Genomic DNA, 17,918 nt, shown 5'->3' with positions numbered 1-17,918 from the left:
GGGCCGAGGTCAGGAAAAATGGACATCCGAAGAAGGTTAAGTAAGTGCCATTCAGTTCTGTCCCCTTTCTGTGGTCCCCTTTCTGTGATTAAGTGTGTTGTTGGTTTTTGGTTCTTCGGTTCATAGCTTCGAAAAATAAATGTATCCCTCAAAAGATATACATGCTATCCAGTCCAATCTTTCTTGGGCTATGTATGTGTGCTGGGGGATCGTCGAAAATATCTTTAGCGCTGGGGAAAGGTCTTTGATGTCAATTAAATAGGCGTTGTCGGTGGAATCACCTAAAATGATGACGTCGCCTTCAGTGATGAGCTTGATTTTTTCTGAAAGTGCATCCATTGACATCTGTGATGTTGATGCACCGAGATAGATGGCGTCTTTCAACAAGTTCCAAGCAATATTGCTCACGGAAAATGGAATATTATCATTTATTTTTTTTGCAATTAAGTCATGTTTTGAGTCGCTTAAAATGATGATTTTTTTATTGATTTTTTTAAAGTCTTCAATGATTTCTTCGTCAAGATAACTCATTTTTTTGCGAACCTTTCCGTTATTTTGAGTACCGTTTTTTCTTTTGCTTCAAACGTAAAGTGTGGACCATTTTTCCTATGGGTCCATACATTTATATGTGCGCCACTCTTTGCGTCGTGTTCGACGCGATAGCCAGTTTTGTTGTCGGAAGTTTGCATTCCTACGGGCTCCCCTTTTCTTTTTCCGAATTTTCCTAGTTTTGGCTTTTCTGCTCGGAAGTCATTTTCTAATAACCATTCAAGAGCTTTGTTTAAAGCTTGTTCATAAGTGGATGAGTGAATTGCACCTCCTGCGTCAGGCGGGGCATCCTCGTGTATTTTTTTTGACTTATTTCGTTGGTCCGGACAATCACCGCGTGCGCAGGAAAGTCCTATGGGATCTACCCATCCCGTAGGATTGGGCGCGTACTGGTACCCATTAATCCCACCCGCCAACTTCACCGGATCCGGCGTCAGGTAACGACCAACGTCCGGATTGTAGTAGCGATGACGGTTGTAGTGCAGCCCGCTTTCCTGATCGAAGTACTGACCCTGAAAACGCAGTGGGTTGTCGACTGTTCCGATGTCGAGCCGGGTGATTTCGCCGTAGGCGCGGTAGTGCGCGGACCAGACGATTTCACCGTCGGGGGCGGTGAGTTCCTGCGGTGTGCCGAGGTGGTCGAGTTGGTAGTGGAAGGCTTTGGTGTCTTGTGGGCCGAAGCCTTCCAGCAGGGCGAGTGGCCTAAAACTATCGGGTTCGTAGAGATAGCTGCGATGGCGGTCCGCATGGTGTTCGGCAATCAGCTTGTCGCCTTGCCAGAAAAACTCCGTGGTGATGTTGTCGACGGTTTTGCTGATGCGTCGCCCAAACGGGTCATAGCGATAGCTGGCGGTTTGGCCGTCGGGCTGGGTGAGGCCGATCAGCCGATGCTGGCAGTCGTAGCGATACTCGGTGACGAGTTGATGGTCTTTGCCGCGGCGTTCACGGATCAGGTTGCCGAAGGCGTCGTAGTCGTAGTGGCGGTCGCCCTGGATCATCAGGCGGTTGCCGGCGACGATGTCGGGGCCGGGGCGGTCTTGCATGAGCAGGTTGCCGGCCGGGTCGTGGGCGAAGCGTTCGTGCGGGGCTTGCGTATGGTCGGCGCGGGTGAGGCGGGCGAGGGGGTCGTAGTGGTAGTGGTGTTCGCCTTTGCGGCTGTCGACTAAACGGGTGAGGTTGCCGGTTTTGTCGTAGTCGTAGTGGCGCTGGTAAAGGTGGGTGTCCTGTTGCGCGACGGTGTGGGCGTGCAGGCGGTGTTGTTCGTCGTAGTGGTAGTGGCTGAGGAGCTGGCCCTGTTGGCGTTGGTGTTCTTGGCCGGCCTTGAATAGATGAGAGGTCAGCAGTGTGCCGTTTAACTCGACGGTGGCGAGGTGGCCGCCTTTGGCATGATTAAAAACCAGTCGATTGTTGTCGGGCAGGCGCAGCTTTTGAAGCTGACCGCACGCGTCGTAGCCGTAGCGCAAGGTGCCCCAGCCTTGGTGTTCGGCGGTGAGACGGTTTTGTGGGTCGTACTCGTAGGCTAGCGCCCAGTGGCCGTCGTCGACGCTGAGGAGGTTGCCCTGGCGGTCGTAGGCATATTCAACAAGGTTACCGTCGGGCAGGGTTTTTCGTACGAGGCGGCCGGCGTGGTCTCGCTCGTAACGAGTAACGAGCTGACTGCCATCGTCGCCGTGTTCGGTCTTTTCCTGCAGGTTGCCGTTGAGGTCGTAGGCATAAGCCGTACGCTGCCCATCAAACCCGATTTCCTGTTGGATCAGGCCGTTGGGGTGATAGGTAAGTCGGTAGGTCTCACCGGCTTCGTTTTCGATTTCGGTCAGCAGTAATCGGGCGTTGTCGTAGCGGTAGTGGACCTGGGTGCCATCGGCGTTGAGGCGGCGGCTGATCAGGTGCAGGCCGTCGGCGTATTCGTAGCGGGTGACGTGGCCGAGCTCATCGCGCTCGGCGGTGATTTTTCCGTAGGGGTTGTAGCTGTATTCCCGATACGCCCCACCGGGCAGCACCACGCGAACCAACCGACCGACGCTGTCCCATTGATACTGGGTCAGCGCGCCATGCTCATCCTCACGGGCCACCTGCCGCCCAAGATCGTCATAGCGAAAGCGCCGCACACCGCCATTGGGTAGCGTCTGCTCCAGCAGTTGCCCGCGCTCATTCCACACCAGCCGCTGACAACTGTGATCCGGGTACCAAACCCCAACCAGTTGTCCGTATGGGTCGTAGCTGTAGTCCGTGACATGGCCGTCGGGATCGATCTTACGAATGACATCGCCCTGGTCATTGCGCTCGTACTTCCAGACCGCCAGACCCCGCCGCACCACGCGTACGAAGCCATTGTCATGCTCGTAGGACGTCGGCTCGTCATCCCCTGGAAACAGCGCGACCAAACGTCCGGCTTCGTCGTACTGATACGCCGTCACCGCCCCCAGCGGATCTTGCTCGACGGTCAGCCGACCTTTGTCATCGTAGGATTTGAAATGCGAAGCACCGTCCGGATCAATCCGCTGCACCAAGCGCGCACGCTGATCGTGGACATACACTTCCTGGCTGCCATCAGCGTTATGCACCGTGACACGGCCGTCGTCCCCCCAGGCATAGCGCGTGTCCATCTGCGAAAAACTGGCCCAATGCCGGACACATCGCGCAGCCTTGCCAGCCCGTTCCCACGCCCAAAAGAAACTCGCCCCACCGGCCAAGCCACGCTCAAGAATCACGTGCTGCTCGTCGTACCGATACACCTCGCTTTCGCCGACGGCATTGGTCGCCGAGACCAGCCGTCCAGCGTCGTCATAGGCGTAGGCAACAACGTTCTGCTCGGTCACCCAGACGTAGGGTTCATGCCCCTTGGCGCGCTGAACCTGGTAATCCACCGCCACGATGCGGCCCGACGCATAGCGCAAGAGCAGCGCACAACCCGCACCGTTATCCAGCCGCTCAATGCGCCCCAGAAAATCCCGAGAAATCCGCAGCCGGTTGTCGTACGCATCACTGATTGAGACCAACACCCCGTCGCGAAAGTGATAAAACCGCGACGCCTGGGCCAGCACTAATTCATCCGGCGAAGCGCCTAAATAGATCGCCGCTTCGGCCAAACTATTGGTGATTGCAGGCCGAGCAATAGTCGGCAGTGGAAACGAAGTAATGCGATTCTCATGGTCCGTCCACACCACCGAATCGCCCGACACATCAAGCCGATGCGCCAGCGAATGACTCCAGCCAAACCCCAGCCCACCATCCACTTCCACCGCACTGGTGCGATACAACCGGGTCCACTCAAACGGCAAGATCCCGTCCAGCGTCCCATCGGTGAGGGTCAGCAATTCCTCCCCGGTAACCATCGACACCGGGCAGCCGTTGGTGACGGTCTTGTCCGAAGACGCGGCAGCATCCCCCGCAGGGTTTTTCCCCGAACGAGACACATCATCCACGTGCTCTTTTTGCTTCAGCACCGCGTTCTGCCGCGCCCGCCAGCGCATCTGCAGCGTGCCTTGCTTGAGCCCACCGACCACGCCGCGAACCGCTACCGCCTTGTAGCGATCCACCGCCAGCATGAACTTCGTCAGAATCGCCAGCACGCCCTGAACGAAACCCACAGCCGCCTTAACAATTTGTGCGCCATACCTGGCCAGCCGCAGGCTCAAATACGCCACAGCTGCCGCCGGCAATGCGATGGTCAGCACCGCACCCATCACCAGGTCAATCAGCAACGACACCACAAACCCAGCCGCCACTTGCGCAATCTCACTGGGCGGCAATGCGTCCAACCAGATCATCGCCGTGCGCACCAGCAGGAACAGCGCCGCTTCATCACTGGCGAGCAACATCGCCTGTTCCATGACCTTGGGGGCGTTGGCGGCCAAATCCGCCAACTTGGCCGCTTCGGCGCCAAGCTGTTCGACGTATTTCAGAGGATCTTCAAGAATTGCCTGTACCAGCTGGATGCTGTCCCACACCTCGCGAATCGCCGCCCAACTGCCCGCCAGCACGCCGCTGCCAATCGCACTGGCCGTCGACTGTTGCCAATGCGGCTTGAACCCTTCCCACTGCGACCGCAGCCATTGCTCCAGGTCTGCGGTCAGCCCGGCGTAGGACACAAACAACGCGTCCACCTGTTGTGCCGACACGCCGCCCTGCACCCGCACTTGGTAGCGCCCGCCCGCCACGCAAGGGTGCGAGCCTTTGCCCTGTTCATCGAGCATGACCACGGTCGAACTGCCGTCATCCAGCCCGATCACCTCAACCGGGATATCGCCAATTGGCACGTCATACACCGACTCGAACTTGCTTTCGATCTGCAACACACCGCCCGCCGGGCAATGGGCCACGGTGGAGAAGTCGGCATCGGAAAGACTCACGGAGCGTTGCGAATTCCCCGCTCGCAACACCCGATCCATCCCCAGCAGCGACGGTAAATCAGCGGCGTGGCTCACCGAATCCAGCGCGCGCGAGTACCAGGCCCCCAGTTGCTGGCGATACGTCACCAGGCTCTGATGGAAGCCATCCAGCTCATGTTCGATATGGGCAATGTGGGAAGCGTTGGTCATCCGTGACGTCTCGGCAGCAGGCAAGGCGTCGGAGTCTGCCGCAGCGAAAAGCGGCTGGATGAGCGGTTTGGAAAATCAGAACGGGCTTACGCGGGCAGCGAAAAAAACGCGTCAGTTCACCTTCAAAGGCTACTTCAAATAGCGATGCTGCTCATTGACGAACAGTGTCCATGTGCCTCTTTCAGCTGGCTCTCAAACTCAAGCAAGCCGGCCTGCACTCTCTGTAACTCGGCGATTTGTGCGGCCAGCTCGCGTTTCTTGCTGGCGATGGCCTGGTCTGCCCGCTCCCAAGGCAACGCGTCGCCTTGGTGGCCGCGCAAAATTTCCTGCAACTCCTTGAGCTTGAAACCCAACTGCTGCGCACACTTGATAAACATCAGCAGCTCAACGCTCTGCTCCGAATAGACCCGGTATTGGCCCTGGCGCTGCGGCGTCGGCAGCAGGCCAATCGCTTCATAGTGCCGAATCGCCTTGATGGTCGTGCCCGACAATTGCGCGGCTTTGCCGATGTACATGAAAACTCCCTTTTCCCGCTAGTGCGCTGGCTCGTGTCAGCCACTTGGCTCGCTGCCCCGGCGTAGAACCCAGCACCGCCCCCAGCAGTAACGTCTTGAGCGGCTTGATCCCGCAAAACGCCAAAGTGGTGCTGCGCATCTGATGCACGCCCGGCATGCGATAGAACCAGCGGTAATACCACGGCAGCGTATCCAGGGTCACTAGCAAGTGTGCGGTGCGGCCGTGCAGTAGCTTGTCAGGAAACAGCTTGCCCTCACGGTATTTGAAGGCAAAACCGGGTAGGAAAATGCGGTCGATAAAGCCCTTTAACAGCGCCGGGATGCCACCCCACCAAATCGGAAAGACGAACGTCAGATGAGTGGCCCAGAGGATGTCGGATTGGGCGCTGAGCAGGTCAGGTTCCAAAGGCTGGATTTCGCTGTAGCCGTTGTGAAGGATCGGGTCGAAAACCAGATCGCCCAGGCGTAGGACGCGCACCTCATGGCCGGCGATTTTTGCCGAGTGGCTGTAGGCGTCTGCCAGGGCCGAACAGAAGCTGGCGGTGGACGGGTGGCCAAGGATGACCAGGATGCGTTGAGCCATGGGGCGTGACCTGAAAGTTGGGGCTTTCAGGGTAGGGTGTGCTGTATAGGGGAGAGTCAAGGGGGGCAACTGCTGGCACAAAACAGCGAAAGCCTGCTTTTCAGGGCAGGCTTATCGCAACCGTCGGCTTACTTACTTCTGATGGGCCGTCAGCGCCGCATAACCATTCATCAAGTTGCGATAGTTAGGGATACGCTGGGACAACAAATTCCCCAGGCCTTCGATATCGTTGCGCCAGTCGCGATGCAGCTCACACGCCACCGAGAACCAGTTCATCATCTGCGCACCCGCTTGGGTCATCCGGCTCCACGCTGCCTGCTGCACCGTGGTGTTGAAGGTCCCCGACGCATCGGTAACCACAAACACATCAAACCCTTCCGCCAGTGCCGACAAGGTCGGGAACGCTACGCATACATCCGTTACCACGCCGGCAATGATGATCTGCTTACGTCCGGTAGCCTTGATCGCCTTGACGAAGTCTTCGTTGTCCCAAGCATTGATCTGGCCTGGGCGAGCGATGTACGGCGCGTCCGGGAACATCTCTTTCAGCTCGGGGACCAGCGGGCCGTTGGGGCCTTGCTCGAAGCTGGTGGTGAGGATGGTCGGCAGGTTGAAGAACTTGGCCAGGTCCGCCAGGGCCAGCACGTTGTTCTTGAACTCGTTGGGCGAGAAGTCCTGCACCAGGGAGATCAGGCCGGTTTGGTGGTCGACCAGCAGAACCACGGCGTCGTCTTTGTTCAAGCGGTTGTAGGTTGCAGTGCTCATGGTTGAATCCTTTTTTGTTTAGGTTGGTTGGGCGTTGCGTTCAACATGGGCACAGATTAATGGGTGGGTGCTGGGGGATAAATCGGCTGGAATGGGTAATACCGTCAACTCAAAAGCGACAATTCATGAGTTGTCAGTAGGACTGATCCTTTTAGTGGTCGGAAAAGTAAGTCAAAAAATCTCACGCGTGAGCTATTGAGCGTGGCAAAAAATGCCTGTAGATTTTCTCACGCGTGAGTTTTTCACAGCGAGGTCAGTACCATGGAACGCCGCTCTCCATCGAGTCCGCCTAAAGGGCCCGATACCGATTCAACGAGCCTTCAGGGAGAGCGCTTGAAGCCGTCCGCCAAAAAGCCATCGAGCTTTTACATGAAGCAGATGCGTGCAGGCCTGGCGGCCGCCGGCTACGTGAAACACGAGACTTGGGTGCTTCCCGAAAACCGAAGCTTGCTCAAGCAGATGGAGAAACAGCTTCGCCAGCCGATTCTGGCTGGCTCATTCATGTCGGAGAATTACATGAGCGCAGGTACCAACTGGAATATCGATCGCCTCTACACCGCTCTTCAGGCCCTGGACGACGTGGTGTCCAAGGACATTACGCTTTCTCTCGTCCAAGGCTCCGAGTCCAGTATCAAGCTGGAAATGAACGACTTCGGTGGCTTGCCGATTTACATCGCGGTGGTGGGCGAGCAGATCATCGTTGACACCGTTCTAGTCGATGTCGAATCCATCAACGATGTCACGAAATTCAATGACGCGGTGTTGCGCAGCCGGGAAATGTTCCCGCTGTCCTCGATCGGTATCGAGTCCATGCCTAACGGGCAAGTTGTCTACAACATGTTCGGTGCGTTGAGTTCCGACTCCAGCCTGACAAACATCGTCACCGAGGTGAAAACCCTGGTCGACAACGTGCAGCGCGCCAGCGAAGCCTTCGAACGTTTCTTCAATTAAGTATTCGGGAGTATCCAATGACTCAGTCCATCTGGAGCAAATTGTTCACCGCGCTGCGTGGCGGTGCCAATGAAGTCGGCGAATCGATCGTCGACCAACAGGCCCTGCGCATCCTCGATCAGGAAATTCGCGACGCCGACACCGCGCTGGCCAACGCCAAGCGTGAACTGGTCAGCATCATGGCCAAGCACAAATTGGCGACTGATCGCGTCAACGAGTACGACGCCAAGATCAAGGACCTGGAGTCCAAGGCGGTGGCTGCCCTGCAGGCCAATCGTGAAGACCTCGCCCTGGAAGTGGCCGAAGCCATCTCGACCCTGACCAACGAGCGGGATGTGGAGCACAAGCAAGCCACCGAGTTCGGTGGCTATGCCGAAAGCATGCGCAAGGACATCACCAAGGCCGAAAGCCGGATCAAAAGCCTGCGCCAGCAAGTGGATATGGCCAAGGCTCGCGAAAGCGTACAGAAGGCCCAGGTCAGCGCCTCCATCGCCAGCGGCGGTGCCAACGGCAAGCTGGAAACCGCCGTCGGTACGCTGAATCGTTTGCAGGCCAAGCAACAGCAGCGCGCCGCTGAACTGCAAGCCCAGGATGAACTGGCGGATGCATCGACCGGGACCGACCTGGAGCGCAAGCTGCGCGAAGCCGGCATCACGCCGAACGAAGGCAGCGCCAATGCGATTCTGGAGCGTCTGAAGCAAAAGTCGGCGGAGTAAGCAGCGTCGCCGCTGGGAGGGCAGTGTCTGCCCTTCTTTTTTACGTCGAGGTCAGGATGGATGCCCTGAAGGGTTTCAAGACAATCGCAGGCTTGGCCTTCTTCATGGTCGCGCTGCAACTGCTCAATGTGGCGACCGGTTACAGCCTCATGGCGTTCGGCCTGATCCCGAGAACGCTGCAGGGGCTGCCCGGCATCCTCACCTCACCGTTTTTGCACGGGTCGTTTGCCCACCTGAGCGCCAACCTGGTTGCCTTTTTGATCCTGGGCACCCTGGTGATCATCGAAGGGCTCAATCGGTTCGTTACCGTCAGCGCGATCATTATCCTGCTGGGCGGTTCACTGCTCTGGTTGTTCGGTTTTGCGGGCATACACGTGGGGGCCAGCGGCTGGGTCTTCGGGTTATGGGCCTACCTGTTATCGCGCGCCTGGTTCCACCGGAGCTGGAGCAACCTGATAACGGCCGGTGTCGTAGCGGTACTGTATGGCGGCCTGATCCTTGGCTTCCTGCCGCGTCAGGGTGTTTCCTTCGAGGGGCATCTGTTTGGTGCATTCGCCGGATTTATTGCAGCCAAGGTACTTCTCTCCAAACCACGCAGCAGGTTTAATGCCGGCTGAACGCACTTGAGCATCCAGACGTCGAGGCGTTGGCGTGATCAGGAATCAAGTACCCAGGGAGTCAGGGACGGAATGTCGATTTTTCTTTTGCTGCGCATGTACGCCTCCTCCCTCTTTCACCGTTTCGGCTGGGCAGGCCTGGTCGTTGCCTTGGGTGTTCACCTGAGCACGGCTTATCTGGGCCTGGTGTACCTGGGCGAACAGCACCTCACCGCTCCGGCCACGTTTGTTTACTTCTATCTCGCCACCACGCTGACCGTCGGCTATGGCGATCTTGCGCCACAGACCTCGGCGGGGCGCGTGTTCGTAGCGACCTGGGTCATGCTCGGCGGCATTGCGCTGCTGACGGCAGCCATCGGCAAAACCACCAGCACTGTCATCGATGCATGGAGAAAAGGCATGAAGGGCAAAGGCGATTTCACCGGCAAGGTCGGCCATACCGTGCTCATCGGCTGGGAGGGCGCGTCCAGTGAGCGGGTCATCGAGTTATTGCTTCAAGACGAAACCTCGAACGACAACCTGATCGTCATCTGCGATTGCACCCTCGAAGAAAACCCGATGCCGGGCAAAGCGGCGTTCATCCGTGGTGAGAGCCTGTCCTCCACAGCGTTGTTGCTGCGTGCCGGTGTGCCCGGCGCCGAGCGTGTGCTGGTGCGAACCCCGTCTGACGATTTGACGCTGGCCACCGTGCTGGCGGTGAATCAACTGAGTCCGGTCGGGCATGTCGTCGCCCACTTCAATGAAAGTGAAATTGCCGCACTGGCCAGTTCCTACGCCCCCAGCCTGGAATGCACGTCAAGCATGGCCATCGAAATGTTGGTGCGCGCCTCCCAGGATCCGGGCTCGTCGGTGGTCATCAATGAGTTGCTGTGCGTGGGGCAGGGCGCCACCCAATACCTGATGAGATTGCCCGAGGCGTTTGAAGCAACGTTCGGCGATCTGTACACCCAAATGAAAGAGCGCCACAACGCCACCCTCATCGGCTATCGCGCCAAAGGTGCCCAGCAACCCTCGATCAACCCGCCCAGCGCTACGCGCGTTGAAGGCGGCGAACTCTTCTACATCGCCTCCACCCGCCTCAAGGAAATTTCCAATGGGATGGTTTAAACAGTTGATGGGGCTTGAGGCCCCGCAAGCGACTACACAATCGAAAGGCGCCGCCGCCGAACCGCTGCCGACCAGCGGGCCTCTGGGCCTGGCACCGGGCAAAGGCGTGATATTCGATGCGACCCTGAAGTTGTTGCTCGACGGGAAAACCACAGTGGTTATCCCCGGCTCCCAGGAAATCTGGAGTAACGGCACCGTGGACCTCGGGCAGTCGACCTGGCTGTCGCGCTATTACATGAACGACGAAGACTACTGGTTGCAGGTGCACACCACGGGCGACATCGCCGGGCAGGTCGAGTCGGTGATCCTGTTCAACTACCTGAGTTACGTCACCCTCAGCAGCGAGGCTGAATTGCGTCGGCTGGCGGGGCCGCAGAGTCTGATCGGGTTGCCGACCTACACCCACAATGGCGTCGAGTACACGCGCGTGTGGGGCAGCGAGGACGGCCAGACAGAATTGGTGGCCATGAGCGAGCACGTGATAAACCCCGAGGACTCCTACAGTGTCGAGCACCGCTCGATGCTATATGCCCGTGACACAGGCCTGACCGATCGACGGGAGTTTCTGTTGTTCTCTGTCGAAGAAGACGCTGAAGGCACCGTCAGCCTGAGCACGTCGCTGGGCATTTCGCTGTACACAACCGACTTGAATGCGCTCTAAAAAAGGAAGAAGTCCATGCTAGAAGCTCTCTCCATTTCCCTGAACAAAGCCGCCGTCGTCGGCTTTGTCACCTACATTCTGGGGGCGGCGGTGCTGTTCGCGCTGTTCCAGTTCATCTACACCCGCGTTACCCCGCACAAGGAGTTCGAGCTGATCCGGGCGGGCAACGTTTCCGCGGCAGTCGCCCTGGGCGGCGCCATCGTCGGTTTCGCCATTCCAGCCAGCAACGTGATTGCCTACTCGATCAGCATCCTCGACTTCGTCGTCTGGGCGGTGATCGCCGCCGTCGTCCAACTGTTGGCGTTTCTGCTGACCAGCCTCGTGCTCAAAGGCACTTCCGAGCGCATCAAGAGAGGCGAGCTCGCTGCGGGCATCTACGTGGCCGCCGTGGCGATCAGCGTGGGCATGTTGAATGCCGCGTGCATGACGCCTACCCAGAACTGATTGCGCACGGAGCTCCCGATGAAACGAAGCAAGTACGTCCAGCTTTCGCTGGCAGCGTCGGTCGCCATGGCGATATCCGGTTGTGGGCCGACGGAAAAAACCTACGATTTGCAGAAAAAGTACAACTTCCAGTCGGTTCAGCAGTGTGCCGATGAAAAGCTTCCAGTGGACGTCTGCTCGGACGCCTACATGACCGCCATGGCCGAGCATCGCCGCATTGCCCCGGTATACGCCAGCCAGGCCGATTGCGATGCCGACTTTGTCGCGGGCTGGTGCCAGCTGGACTCCAATGGCCAGTTCATTCCCAAGCTGGGCGGTTTCGAACTGACCGCCGAAGGCCAGGTGACACAATCCCAGGTAGACGCTGCCCAGGCCCAGGTTCCCGGCTCGCAGGCCAGCAGCGGCGGCTCCGGCTTCTCCACCAGCAGCCTGCTGACCGGTCTGCTGATCGGCAACATGCTGAGCAGCAATCGCAACAGCTACCGCTCCGAGCCTGTGTATCGCTATCGCGATGATCGCGGCGACTACGGCTCCTCGACGCTCAATCAGCGGGTCTCGAATGGGGCGACGTTTGGCCGCTCGAATCAGGCCAGGTACGGCAGCAGCAATTACACCAACACGCTGCGCTCTTCCAGCCAGTCGAGCTCCGTGGCGTCGGCCACCTCCCGTGGCGGCTTCGGCAGCAAGGCCAGCGCACGCAGCGGCTGGGGCGGCGGCGGGTCGAGCAGTTAAGGAGCCGGGCCATGAAGAAAATCCATTGCGCAGAACGTGATGACTGGAAACAGACGGCTGAAAACCTTGGCTTTCTGTTCCATACCATCGACGACGAACCCTACTGGGACGAGAGCGCGTATTACCAGTTCACGCTCAAGCAAATCGAGAACGACCTTGAAGACCCGACCACCGAGATCCATGACATGTGCATGGACCTTGTGGCCCGCGTGGTCCAGAGCGAAGAGCTGCTCGAGCGCCTGAGCATTCCCGCGCCCTTCTTCGACATGATCAAAACCTCATGGCTCGAAGGCCACCCGCACCTGTACGGGCGCATGGACTTCTCCTACAACGGCACCGGGCCCGCCAAGCTGCTGGAACTCAACTACGACACACCGACCAGCCTCTACGAGGCCGCGGCATTCCAGTGGGGCTGGCTGGAGCAATGCATCGAACGCGGCTTGCTGCCCAAGCATGCCGACCAGTTCAACAGCATCGACACCAAACTCCACCAGGCTTTCGCTCAACTGCAGGTCAACCAGCCGTTCTACTTCGCCTCCATGAAAGACTCGGTCGAAGACAAAGGCACCACCGACTACCTGCGCCTGGTCGCAGAAAAAGTTGGCATCGAATCGCGCCACATCGACATCGAAGACATCGGCCTGACCGCAGAAGGTCGCTTCGTTGACCTTGAAGATCGCTGGATTCCCCACCTGTTCAAACTGCACGCCTGGGAATTCATCTTCCACGAACCCTTCGGCGCTGCGATCGCCGAGAGTGACACGCAGTTCTTCGAACCCGCCTGGAAGTCCATCCTCTCCAACAAAGGCGTCTTGCCGCTGCTGTGGGAATTCAACAAAGGCCACCCAAATTTGCTCGCGGCCCACCTGGATACCGACCCAGGTAAAGCCGTGCCAAAGGGCTGGGTGCGCAAGCCGTTCTTCTCGCGGGAAGGGGCCAACATCGAGCTGCAAACTGCTGACGGACTGATCGTGAAAGAAGACGGCCCCTACACGGACGCGCCGTTTATCCTTCAGGAATTCGCACCGCTACCGCGGTTTGGGGACAGCTATACGTTGATTGGGTCCTGGGTGATTGGGGACCAGGCGGCGGGGATTGGGGTGCGGGAGGATAATAGTTTGATTACCAAGGATTCGAGCCGGTTTTTGCCGCATTTGATATTGGATTGAGGCTGGAGCTTAAAGGGGCCAAAGATGCTCGGGTGCGCGTGGCTGAGTTGCTGAAGTGGGCGGTGGCGACTTCGCAAGTGCTCGGTGAGTCACTGGCTGCGCCGCAAACGGCGGTGATGCATTGGGTGGAGATCGCGAAGATGGTGGCGGATCGCGCTCTTGGGGGCATACAGCCTAGATAATGCTGCTGAGAGGCATATGAGGCGATAATCTGCCCGCGTTAGCTATTCAATCGTCCAACAGCTGTTGGACAATTTGGGTTTGTGATTCTTGTGGGCATTAAAAAGCCGGCTTGTGGGCGGCGTTTTTTATTGTCCAGTGTGTTGATTTATATGAATTTATTTTTTAGTTAAGTATCTATCCCCCCACTTGTCCCCCCATCCCAGTTCTGCGTCCAGTCGTCCGTCTTCTGAGCGTATGGACAGATGAACTTGGAGACTGATACCTTATCAAAAGGTAATACCTTTAGATAACGAGGGTTCGGCTATGGCCACTTCTATCAAAATTGATGACGAGCTGAAAAATCGCATTCAGCACCTAGCTGGTCTCCGTCAACGTTCGTCCCACTGGATTATGCGCGAAGCGATAGCGCAGTACGTCGAGCGCGAGGAAGCTCGCGAGAGCTTCAAGCAGGAAGCCTTGGCGTCGTGGGCAGCCTATCAGGAAACGGGGCGACATCTGACCGGCCAAGAGACTCGGACCTGGCTAAATACCTGGGGCACCGATGCTGAGGCGGAGCTTCCCAAGTGCCACGATTGATTATCACTGAAGGCGCTGCGCAAGGGCTGGAGCGTTGCCGTCAGTTTCTTGTCGAGAAAGGTCCGCAGGTAGCTCGGCGTGCTGCCCAGGCGATTGAGCGACAACTCGCTCGACTGGAAGAAGGTCCGGAAGTAGGTCGCCCATTCCCAGAACTGCCGGAACTGCGTGAGCTGATAATCGAGTTCGGTGATTCGGGTTATGTTGCGCTCTATCGGCATGAGCGGGCGGATGACGCTGTTTATGTACTGGCCTTTCGGCATCAGAAAGAAGTCGGTTACTGAGTATTTGTCCTTGCGACCACGGCGTCATAGCCCAAAGCATGGCTGGATAGGACTGATAATCATGCGCTATGACTAGCTTCGACTGGTAATGTCGCTTGTGCATTTAGAGGTCGGTTTCTCAGCTAACTCTCCCAAGAAGCGATGCGGAAAATCTCTCGATAGGCTTGGCAATCTTGCTCCCCATTGCCCTGTCTCGCCGAGATAGTCGGAAGTGAGTAAAGCTGCATCTATTGATATAGATAGCTATTAACTATCTATTCTACATTCCTAATAGCAACCATCATCGCTATCCCTCAGCATGGACTACCAGCAGAGGAAAAGGAGAACGGTTAAAAAATCCACATCACGTACTAGGTATGAGTCAATCAACCAGGTACCCACCATGAGCAATCGTAAGACCTACACCCACCTCTCCCAATCCGACATTGCCCTTCAAATTGAGTCACTCGTCCAAGCCATCGAGAAGTCCGAGACACCAGCATTCCGAATCACGCATAGCCGCTCAGGCTACGAGCGTCTCGAAGAGACCAGACTCTCCCGCTACTTCACATACATCCAGCAGATGATTGACCTATTTGATGAACGTGTTGAGTACAGCTATAGCGAGCACCTGCAAGCGTTCATGGAAGCCTTTCAGGACGTCGGCCTAGTGCGTGGTACTGAGGGGCCTGTCTGTCTAAATGAAAAGGGTACGGCTTACCTGGACCACCACCAAAGCATGAACGTCCTGGTGGCACGGATTCGTCAATTGACCCGTCAGCAACGTTATCAGCGTAGGCCTGGGGATCGTCGCTTTGAGGCCCGTAAGCAGGAGAGGGAGATCGTGGAGTACACGGATGCTGTAATGAGTCTTTACTCCCGCACCACGATAATCAGGCTGAATCTTTACTATCGCTCAGAGGCTCAGGCCAGGCTACGAGTTGAGCACGTCTTTGATGACATGCAGCAGTTAGTTATCGCGCATAAACGCAATCCGATCTTTGAACATCTTATCGGCTACATCTACTCGGTGGAGCAGGGTGACCGCAATGATGGTCAGGGCTCTCACATCCATGCTGCTTACTTCTTCAATGGCAACGTGGTCTGCCGGGATGTCTGGAAAGCCATCGAGATCGGGGGCTTGTGGGAAGACATTACGCGTGGTCAGGGCTACATGGAAAGCTGCAACCACGACAAGGATCGATATGGAGATAAGTGCGGCATTGGCCAGATCCAGAGGGGGGATCAAGCGATTCGACCTCATATCCACAGGGCTATGACGTACTTGGTAAAGGATGGTCAGCACCTGCGCCTGAAGCCGGAAGGGGCTCGATGCCTGCGTAAGGGTAATCTGAAAAGTCTCCGTTTCTGAGAAACGACTTTTCCAACAGAATCAGCCGGGAGCGGCCATTCGGATTCCAGCGGGTTATGTCAGAAGTATCGATGAAACCTGGATCTATTCACACCACTGAGGAACCCCAGGGAACTAGTGGGATTAGTACCAATTGGTCAGCGCTGCCCAGCGGATATGAGCATGATCATCCAGAAATCCGGAGATTATCGAGACACTTTCGGTAGGCATTTCCGAGTAATCAACAAGATTACCAATGTGCTGATTCCAGCTTTCTGGTGCGAAGCCAACACCCAGGATGATGGCGCTACGTTTTGCAGCTGGAGGTGAGATAGGCGTCCAGGCGGTAGATGTTGTCCTGGTAGTCGGTCTCGCCATCGGTCGGCCAGCGGTTCATCTGCTGGAAGATGTAAAGACCGAAGGCGTACACCGACTCCGGGGGGATGTCCCACCACTTTCGTGTGCTTCCAGAGCGCAAGTCTGGCGGAACATGAACCGTCAGTTCTCGTGGTGCGGACCACCAGCCATAGGCCAGGGCAAGACACACCACGGCCATTAGGCCCAGGCCGATGCGCAGACTGACGATGTGGGCGTATTGGGCATCCACTTTCTTGCGATAACTCATGCTCACTCCGTGCGATGACAGGTCCACGCACCGCTGCGCGTGATAAGGCCGGCGTTGCTCCAGGCCGGGGCGTACCGGGCAATCGCGAGCTGGACCTGGCGGTAGAACCAGGTGTCCGGGCGACCGCGCTTCAGGCGGCGCAGGATGCGGCTGGCAACGGTCAAGCCGAACACTCCACCGATAAGTGCTCCACCGATGATCAGTGCCCAGACCTGGGTCAGAATCGCTACGGGAATGCCCAGGGCGAAACCGACGCCCCCACTGAGAAACACCGTGGTCCACATTTCGTCGGCGGTGAGACCGCCCATCACCACCGGTTGGTTGTTCAGCCGTACCGGCAGGAAGCTCAACGTGCCGTCATCTAGAACGTCTGCCATGGCCAGTTCCTGTCAAAGAATGCCGGTGGCTTTGGTGACCAGGAAAATGCCGATCCCAAGGATGCCGACACCGACGGCCGCGGTGGAGCCGAGGTCTCGCCATTTTTTCTTGCCTTCGTGGATCTCGTGGTAGACACCGAAGGCGTGCCATGCCACGCCCAGGAACATGACACCCAGGACGATCAGACCGAGCAGCATGAAGCCGTCGAAGGCATAGTTCTGCATGGTCTGCGTCATGTTCGTGCCTTCGCCGCGGCTCGGGGCTTGAGCTTGAGGTAGGGCCGCCAGGGTGAGCTGGGGAAGCGCGAATGCTCCCAGGGTGAGGCAGCGGCTGAAGGCTTTCTTGAGCTTGAGCATGGTGAAACTCCGAAGGTTTAGCTGAGGACGAAGAGCGTGAGGATCATGCAGAGCACCAGGACGCGGATCGCCGTCGGCGCCGCGATGGAACGGTCGAGGTTGCCGGTGGCCCAGCCCCTGTAGGTGCTGTAGATGGCCCAGGCCCCCCACAGGAATGTGATCGCCACGGCGAATCCAACGAAGAGTGCGTAGCTAGCCGTAGGAGGAAAGCCGCCTGCGGCCTGAAAGGCTGAGGACTGCGCTGCGCTCATGCTCATGGCATGCGGCCTCCTGTGAGGGTGTAGTTGCCCGTCAGCTCGACGGGATCGCGGGGCTGAGCTCGGCTCGGAGTGAGATAGTCCTGGAGGCCTTGGCGGACGCGCTGGATGTCTAACGCCAGGCGCTGGTAGTCGAAGAAGTAGCGTTGGCCAGGCTCCTCTGCGACCCGTGCGCTACGCCTTGCCGTGTCTTCCAGGGCATTGAGCTGCCGGATCATGACCTCGAGGTTGGCCTGTTCGGATGCGTTGGCCGCAACGGCATCAGATGCCGCCAGACCACAGCAGATCAGTGCGGCGAGGATGTAGCGGACGAAGCGGCGATGATGTGCAGCGAGGATCTGGTGCTGGTTCACGGCTGGACTCTGGCAGATCGGATGGTGCCAGCTTGCCGACTTCCCCCCTATGCCTGCCGCAAGAAATCCATACTCGGATGGCGATGGATTTTTCCGCGGCCAACTGAAGGCCTCAGCCGCTACGCAGCGGTCGCTTGAAGAACAGGAGATACCCAGTCGGCAGGGCGATGCCGTGTAAGCGCTCCATAAACCCCACCTCCCGCTGGTGGGGTTTTGCGTTTTAAAGTGG

Annotated in this window: 20 protein-coding genes and 1 pseudogene; 11 read left to right on the top strand and 10 right to left on the bottom strand. The window is 57.7% G+C overall.

What is annotated here, in order from left to right; all coding sequences use genetic code 11:
• Positions 1 to 120: 120 nt before the first annotated feature.
• The 5 genes from ACODSV_RS33115 to ycaC form a co-directional block, all read right to left on the bottom strand.
• A complete protein-coding gene (locus ACODSV_RS33115; RefSeq protein ID WP_454843935.1) occupies positions 121 to 531 on the bottom strand; it encodes a hypothetical protein in 411 nt (136 codons plus the stop codon).
• A complete protein-coding gene (locus tag ACODSV_RS33110; protein WP_489047248.1) occupies positions 528 to 5,090 on the bottom strand; it encodes an RHS repeat-associated core domain-containing protein in 4,563 nt (1,520 codons plus the stop codon). The genes ACODSV_RS33115 and ACODSV_RS33110 overlap by 4 nt, the downstream gene beginning before the upstream one ends.
• A 134-nt stretch (positions 5,091 to 5,224) precedes the next feature.
• Positions 5,225 to 5,605, bottom strand: coding sequence for a MerR family transcriptional regulator (locus ACODSV_RS33105; RefSeq protein WP_150056575.1), 381 nt, complete (start codon positions 5,603 to 5,605; stop codon positions 5,225 to 5,227).
• Positions 5,544 to 6,188, bottom strand: coding sequence for an NAD(P)H-dependent oxidoreductase (locus ACODSV_RS33100; RefSeq protein ID WP_150056574.1), 645 nt, complete (start codon positions 6,186 to 6,188; stop codon positions 5,544 to 5,546). The genes ACODSV_RS33105 and ACODSV_RS33100 overlap by 62 nt, the downstream gene beginning before the upstream one ends.
• A 132-nt stretch (positions 6,189 to 6,320) precedes the next feature.
• Positions 6,321 to 6,953, bottom strand: a complete 633-nt coding sequence (gene ycaC / locus ACODSV_RS33095; RefSeq protein WP_024077632.1) for an isochorismate family cysteine hydrolase YcaC — start codon at positions 6,951 to 6,953, stop codon at positions 6,321 to 6,323.
• 369 nt (positions 6,954 to 7,322) lie between these two features.
• On the opposite strand from ycaC, the gene ACODSV_RS33090 reads away from it, so the two are divergent.
• The 11 genes from ACODSV_RS33090 (at position 7,323) to ACODSV_RS33040 (ending at position 15,741) form a co-directional block, all read left to right on the top strand.
• A complete protein-coding gene (locus tag ACODSV_RS33090; protein ID WP_081730367.1) occupies positions 7,323 to 7,904 on the top strand; it encodes a YjfI family protein in 582 nt (193 codons plus the stop codon).
• Positions 7,905 to 7,921: 17 nt separating this feature from the next.
• Positions 7,922 to 8,620: a PspA/IM30 family protein gene (locus tag ACODSV_RS33085; protein WP_024077630.1), complete on the top strand. Its 699-nt coding sequence runs from the start codon at positions 7,922 to 7,924 to the stop codon at positions 8,618 to 8,620.
• 56 nt (positions 8,621 to 8,676) lie between these two features.
• A complete protein-coding gene (locus tag ACODSV_RS33080; RefSeq protein ID WP_024077629.1) occupies positions 8,677 to 9,237 on the top strand; it encodes a rhomboid family intramembrane serine protease in 561 nt (186 codons plus the stop codon).
• Positions 9,238 to 9,309: 72 nt separating this feature from the next.
• Positions 9,310 to 10,344 carry an ion channel gene (locus tag ACODSV_RS33075; protein WP_102625365.1) on the top strand — a complete coding sequence of 345 codons (1,035 nt, stop codon included), beginning with the start codon at positions 9,310 to 9,312 and terminating at the stop codon, positions 10,342 to 10,344.
• Entirely contained in the window at positions 10,331 to 11,005 is a 675-nt protein-coding gene (locus tag ACODSV_RS33070) for a DUF2491 family protein (protein ID WP_024077627.1), read from the top strand. Before ACODSV_RS33075 ends, ACODSV_RS33070 begins: the two co-directional genes overlap by 14 nt.
• Before the next feature lie 15 nt (positions 11,006 to 11,020).
• On the top strand, positions 11,021 to 11,449 hold the full coding sequence (locus ACODSV_RS33065) for a DUF350 domain-containing protein (protein WP_024077626.1): 429 nt from the start codon (positions 11,021 to 11,023) through the stop codon (positions 11,447 to 11,449).
• 18 nt (positions 11,450 to 11,467) lie between these two features.
• Positions 11,468 to 12,181 carry a DUF1190 domain-containing protein gene (locus ACODSV_RS33060; RefSeq protein ID WP_024077625.1) on the top strand — a complete coding sequence of 238 codons (714 nt, stop codon included), beginning with the start codon at positions 11,468 to 11,470 and terminating at the stop codon, positions 12,179 to 12,181.
• An 11-nt stretch (positions 12,182 to 12,192) separates the two neighbouring features.
• Entirely contained in the window at positions 12,193 to 13,350 is a 1,158-nt protein-coding gene (locus ACODSV_RS33055; protein WP_150095307.1) for a glutathionylspermidine synthase family protein, read from the top strand.
• Between the two features lie 486 nt (positions 13,351 to 13,836).
• Positions 13,837 to 14,109: a CopG family ribbon-helix-helix protein gene (locus tag ACODSV_RS33050; RefSeq protein ID WP_126589116.1), complete on the top strand. Its 273-nt coding sequence runs from the start codon at positions 13,837 to 13,839 to the stop codon at positions 14,107 to 14,109.
• Positions 14,097 to 14,390, top strand: a complete 294-nt coding sequence (locus ACODSV_RS33045; RefSeq protein ID WP_095039812.1) for a type II toxin-antitoxin system RelE/ParE family toxin — start codon at positions 14,097 to 14,099, stop codon at positions 14,388 to 14,390. Before ACODSV_RS33050 ends, ACODSV_RS33045 begins: the two co-directional genes overlap by 13 nt.
• A gap of 382 nt (positions 14,391 to 14,772) precedes the next feature.
• Positions 14,773 to 15,741: an inovirus-type Gp2 protein gene (locus ACODSV_RS33040; protein WP_126589115.1), complete on the top strand. Its 969-nt coding sequence runs from the start codon at positions 14,773 to 14,775 to the stop codon at positions 15,739 to 15,741.
• A 292-nt stretch (positions 15,742 to 16,033) separates the two neighbouring features.
• Here ACODSV_RS33040 and ACODSV_RS33035 read toward each other — a convergent pair.
• The 5 genes and pseudogenes from ACODSV_RS33035 to ACODSV_RS33015 form a co-directional block, all read right to left on the bottom strand.
• A pseudogene (locus ACODSV_RS33035) lies at positions 16,034 to 16,345 on the bottom strand (PFL_4703 family integrating conjugative element protein); the annotation flags it as partial.
• Between the two features lie 2 nt (positions 16,346 to 16,347).
• The gene (locus ACODSV_RS33030; RefSeq protein WP_025167823.1) at positions 16,348 to 16,722 is read right to left on the bottom strand and encodes a TIGR03750 family conjugal transfer protein; all 375 of its coding nucleotides are present in this window, start codon (positions 16,720 to 16,722) and stop codon (positions 16,348 to 16,350) included.
• 12 nt (positions 16,723 to 16,734) lie between these two features.
• Positions 16,735 to 17,079: a TIGR03745 family integrating conjugative element membrane protein gene (locus ACODSV_RS33025; protein ID WP_126589113.1), complete on the bottom strand. Its 345-nt coding sequence runs from the start codon at positions 17,077 to 17,079 to the stop codon at positions 16,735 to 16,737.
• Between the two features lie 17 nt (positions 17,080 to 17,096).
• Positions 17,097 to 17,336 carry a TIGR03758 family integrating conjugative element protein gene (locus tag ACODSV_RS33020; protein ID WP_126589112.1) on the bottom strand — a complete coding sequence of 80 codons (240 nt, stop codon included), beginning with the start codon at positions 17,334 to 17,336 and terminating at the stop codon, positions 17,097 to 17,099.
• A complete protein-coding gene (locus tag ACODSV_RS33015) occupies positions 17,333 to 17,689 on the bottom strand; it encodes an integrative conjugative element protein, RAQPRD family (protein WP_126589111.1) in 357 nt (118 codons plus the stop codon). The genes ACODSV_RS33020 and ACODSV_RS33015 overlap by 4 nt, the downstream gene beginning before the upstream one ends.
• Between the last annotated feature and the right edge of the window lie 229 nt (positions 17,690 to 17,918).

Source organism: Pseudomonas sp. FG86, from assembly GCF_057808775.1.
This window is presented reverse-complemented; position numbering and strand designations above follow the sequence as displayed.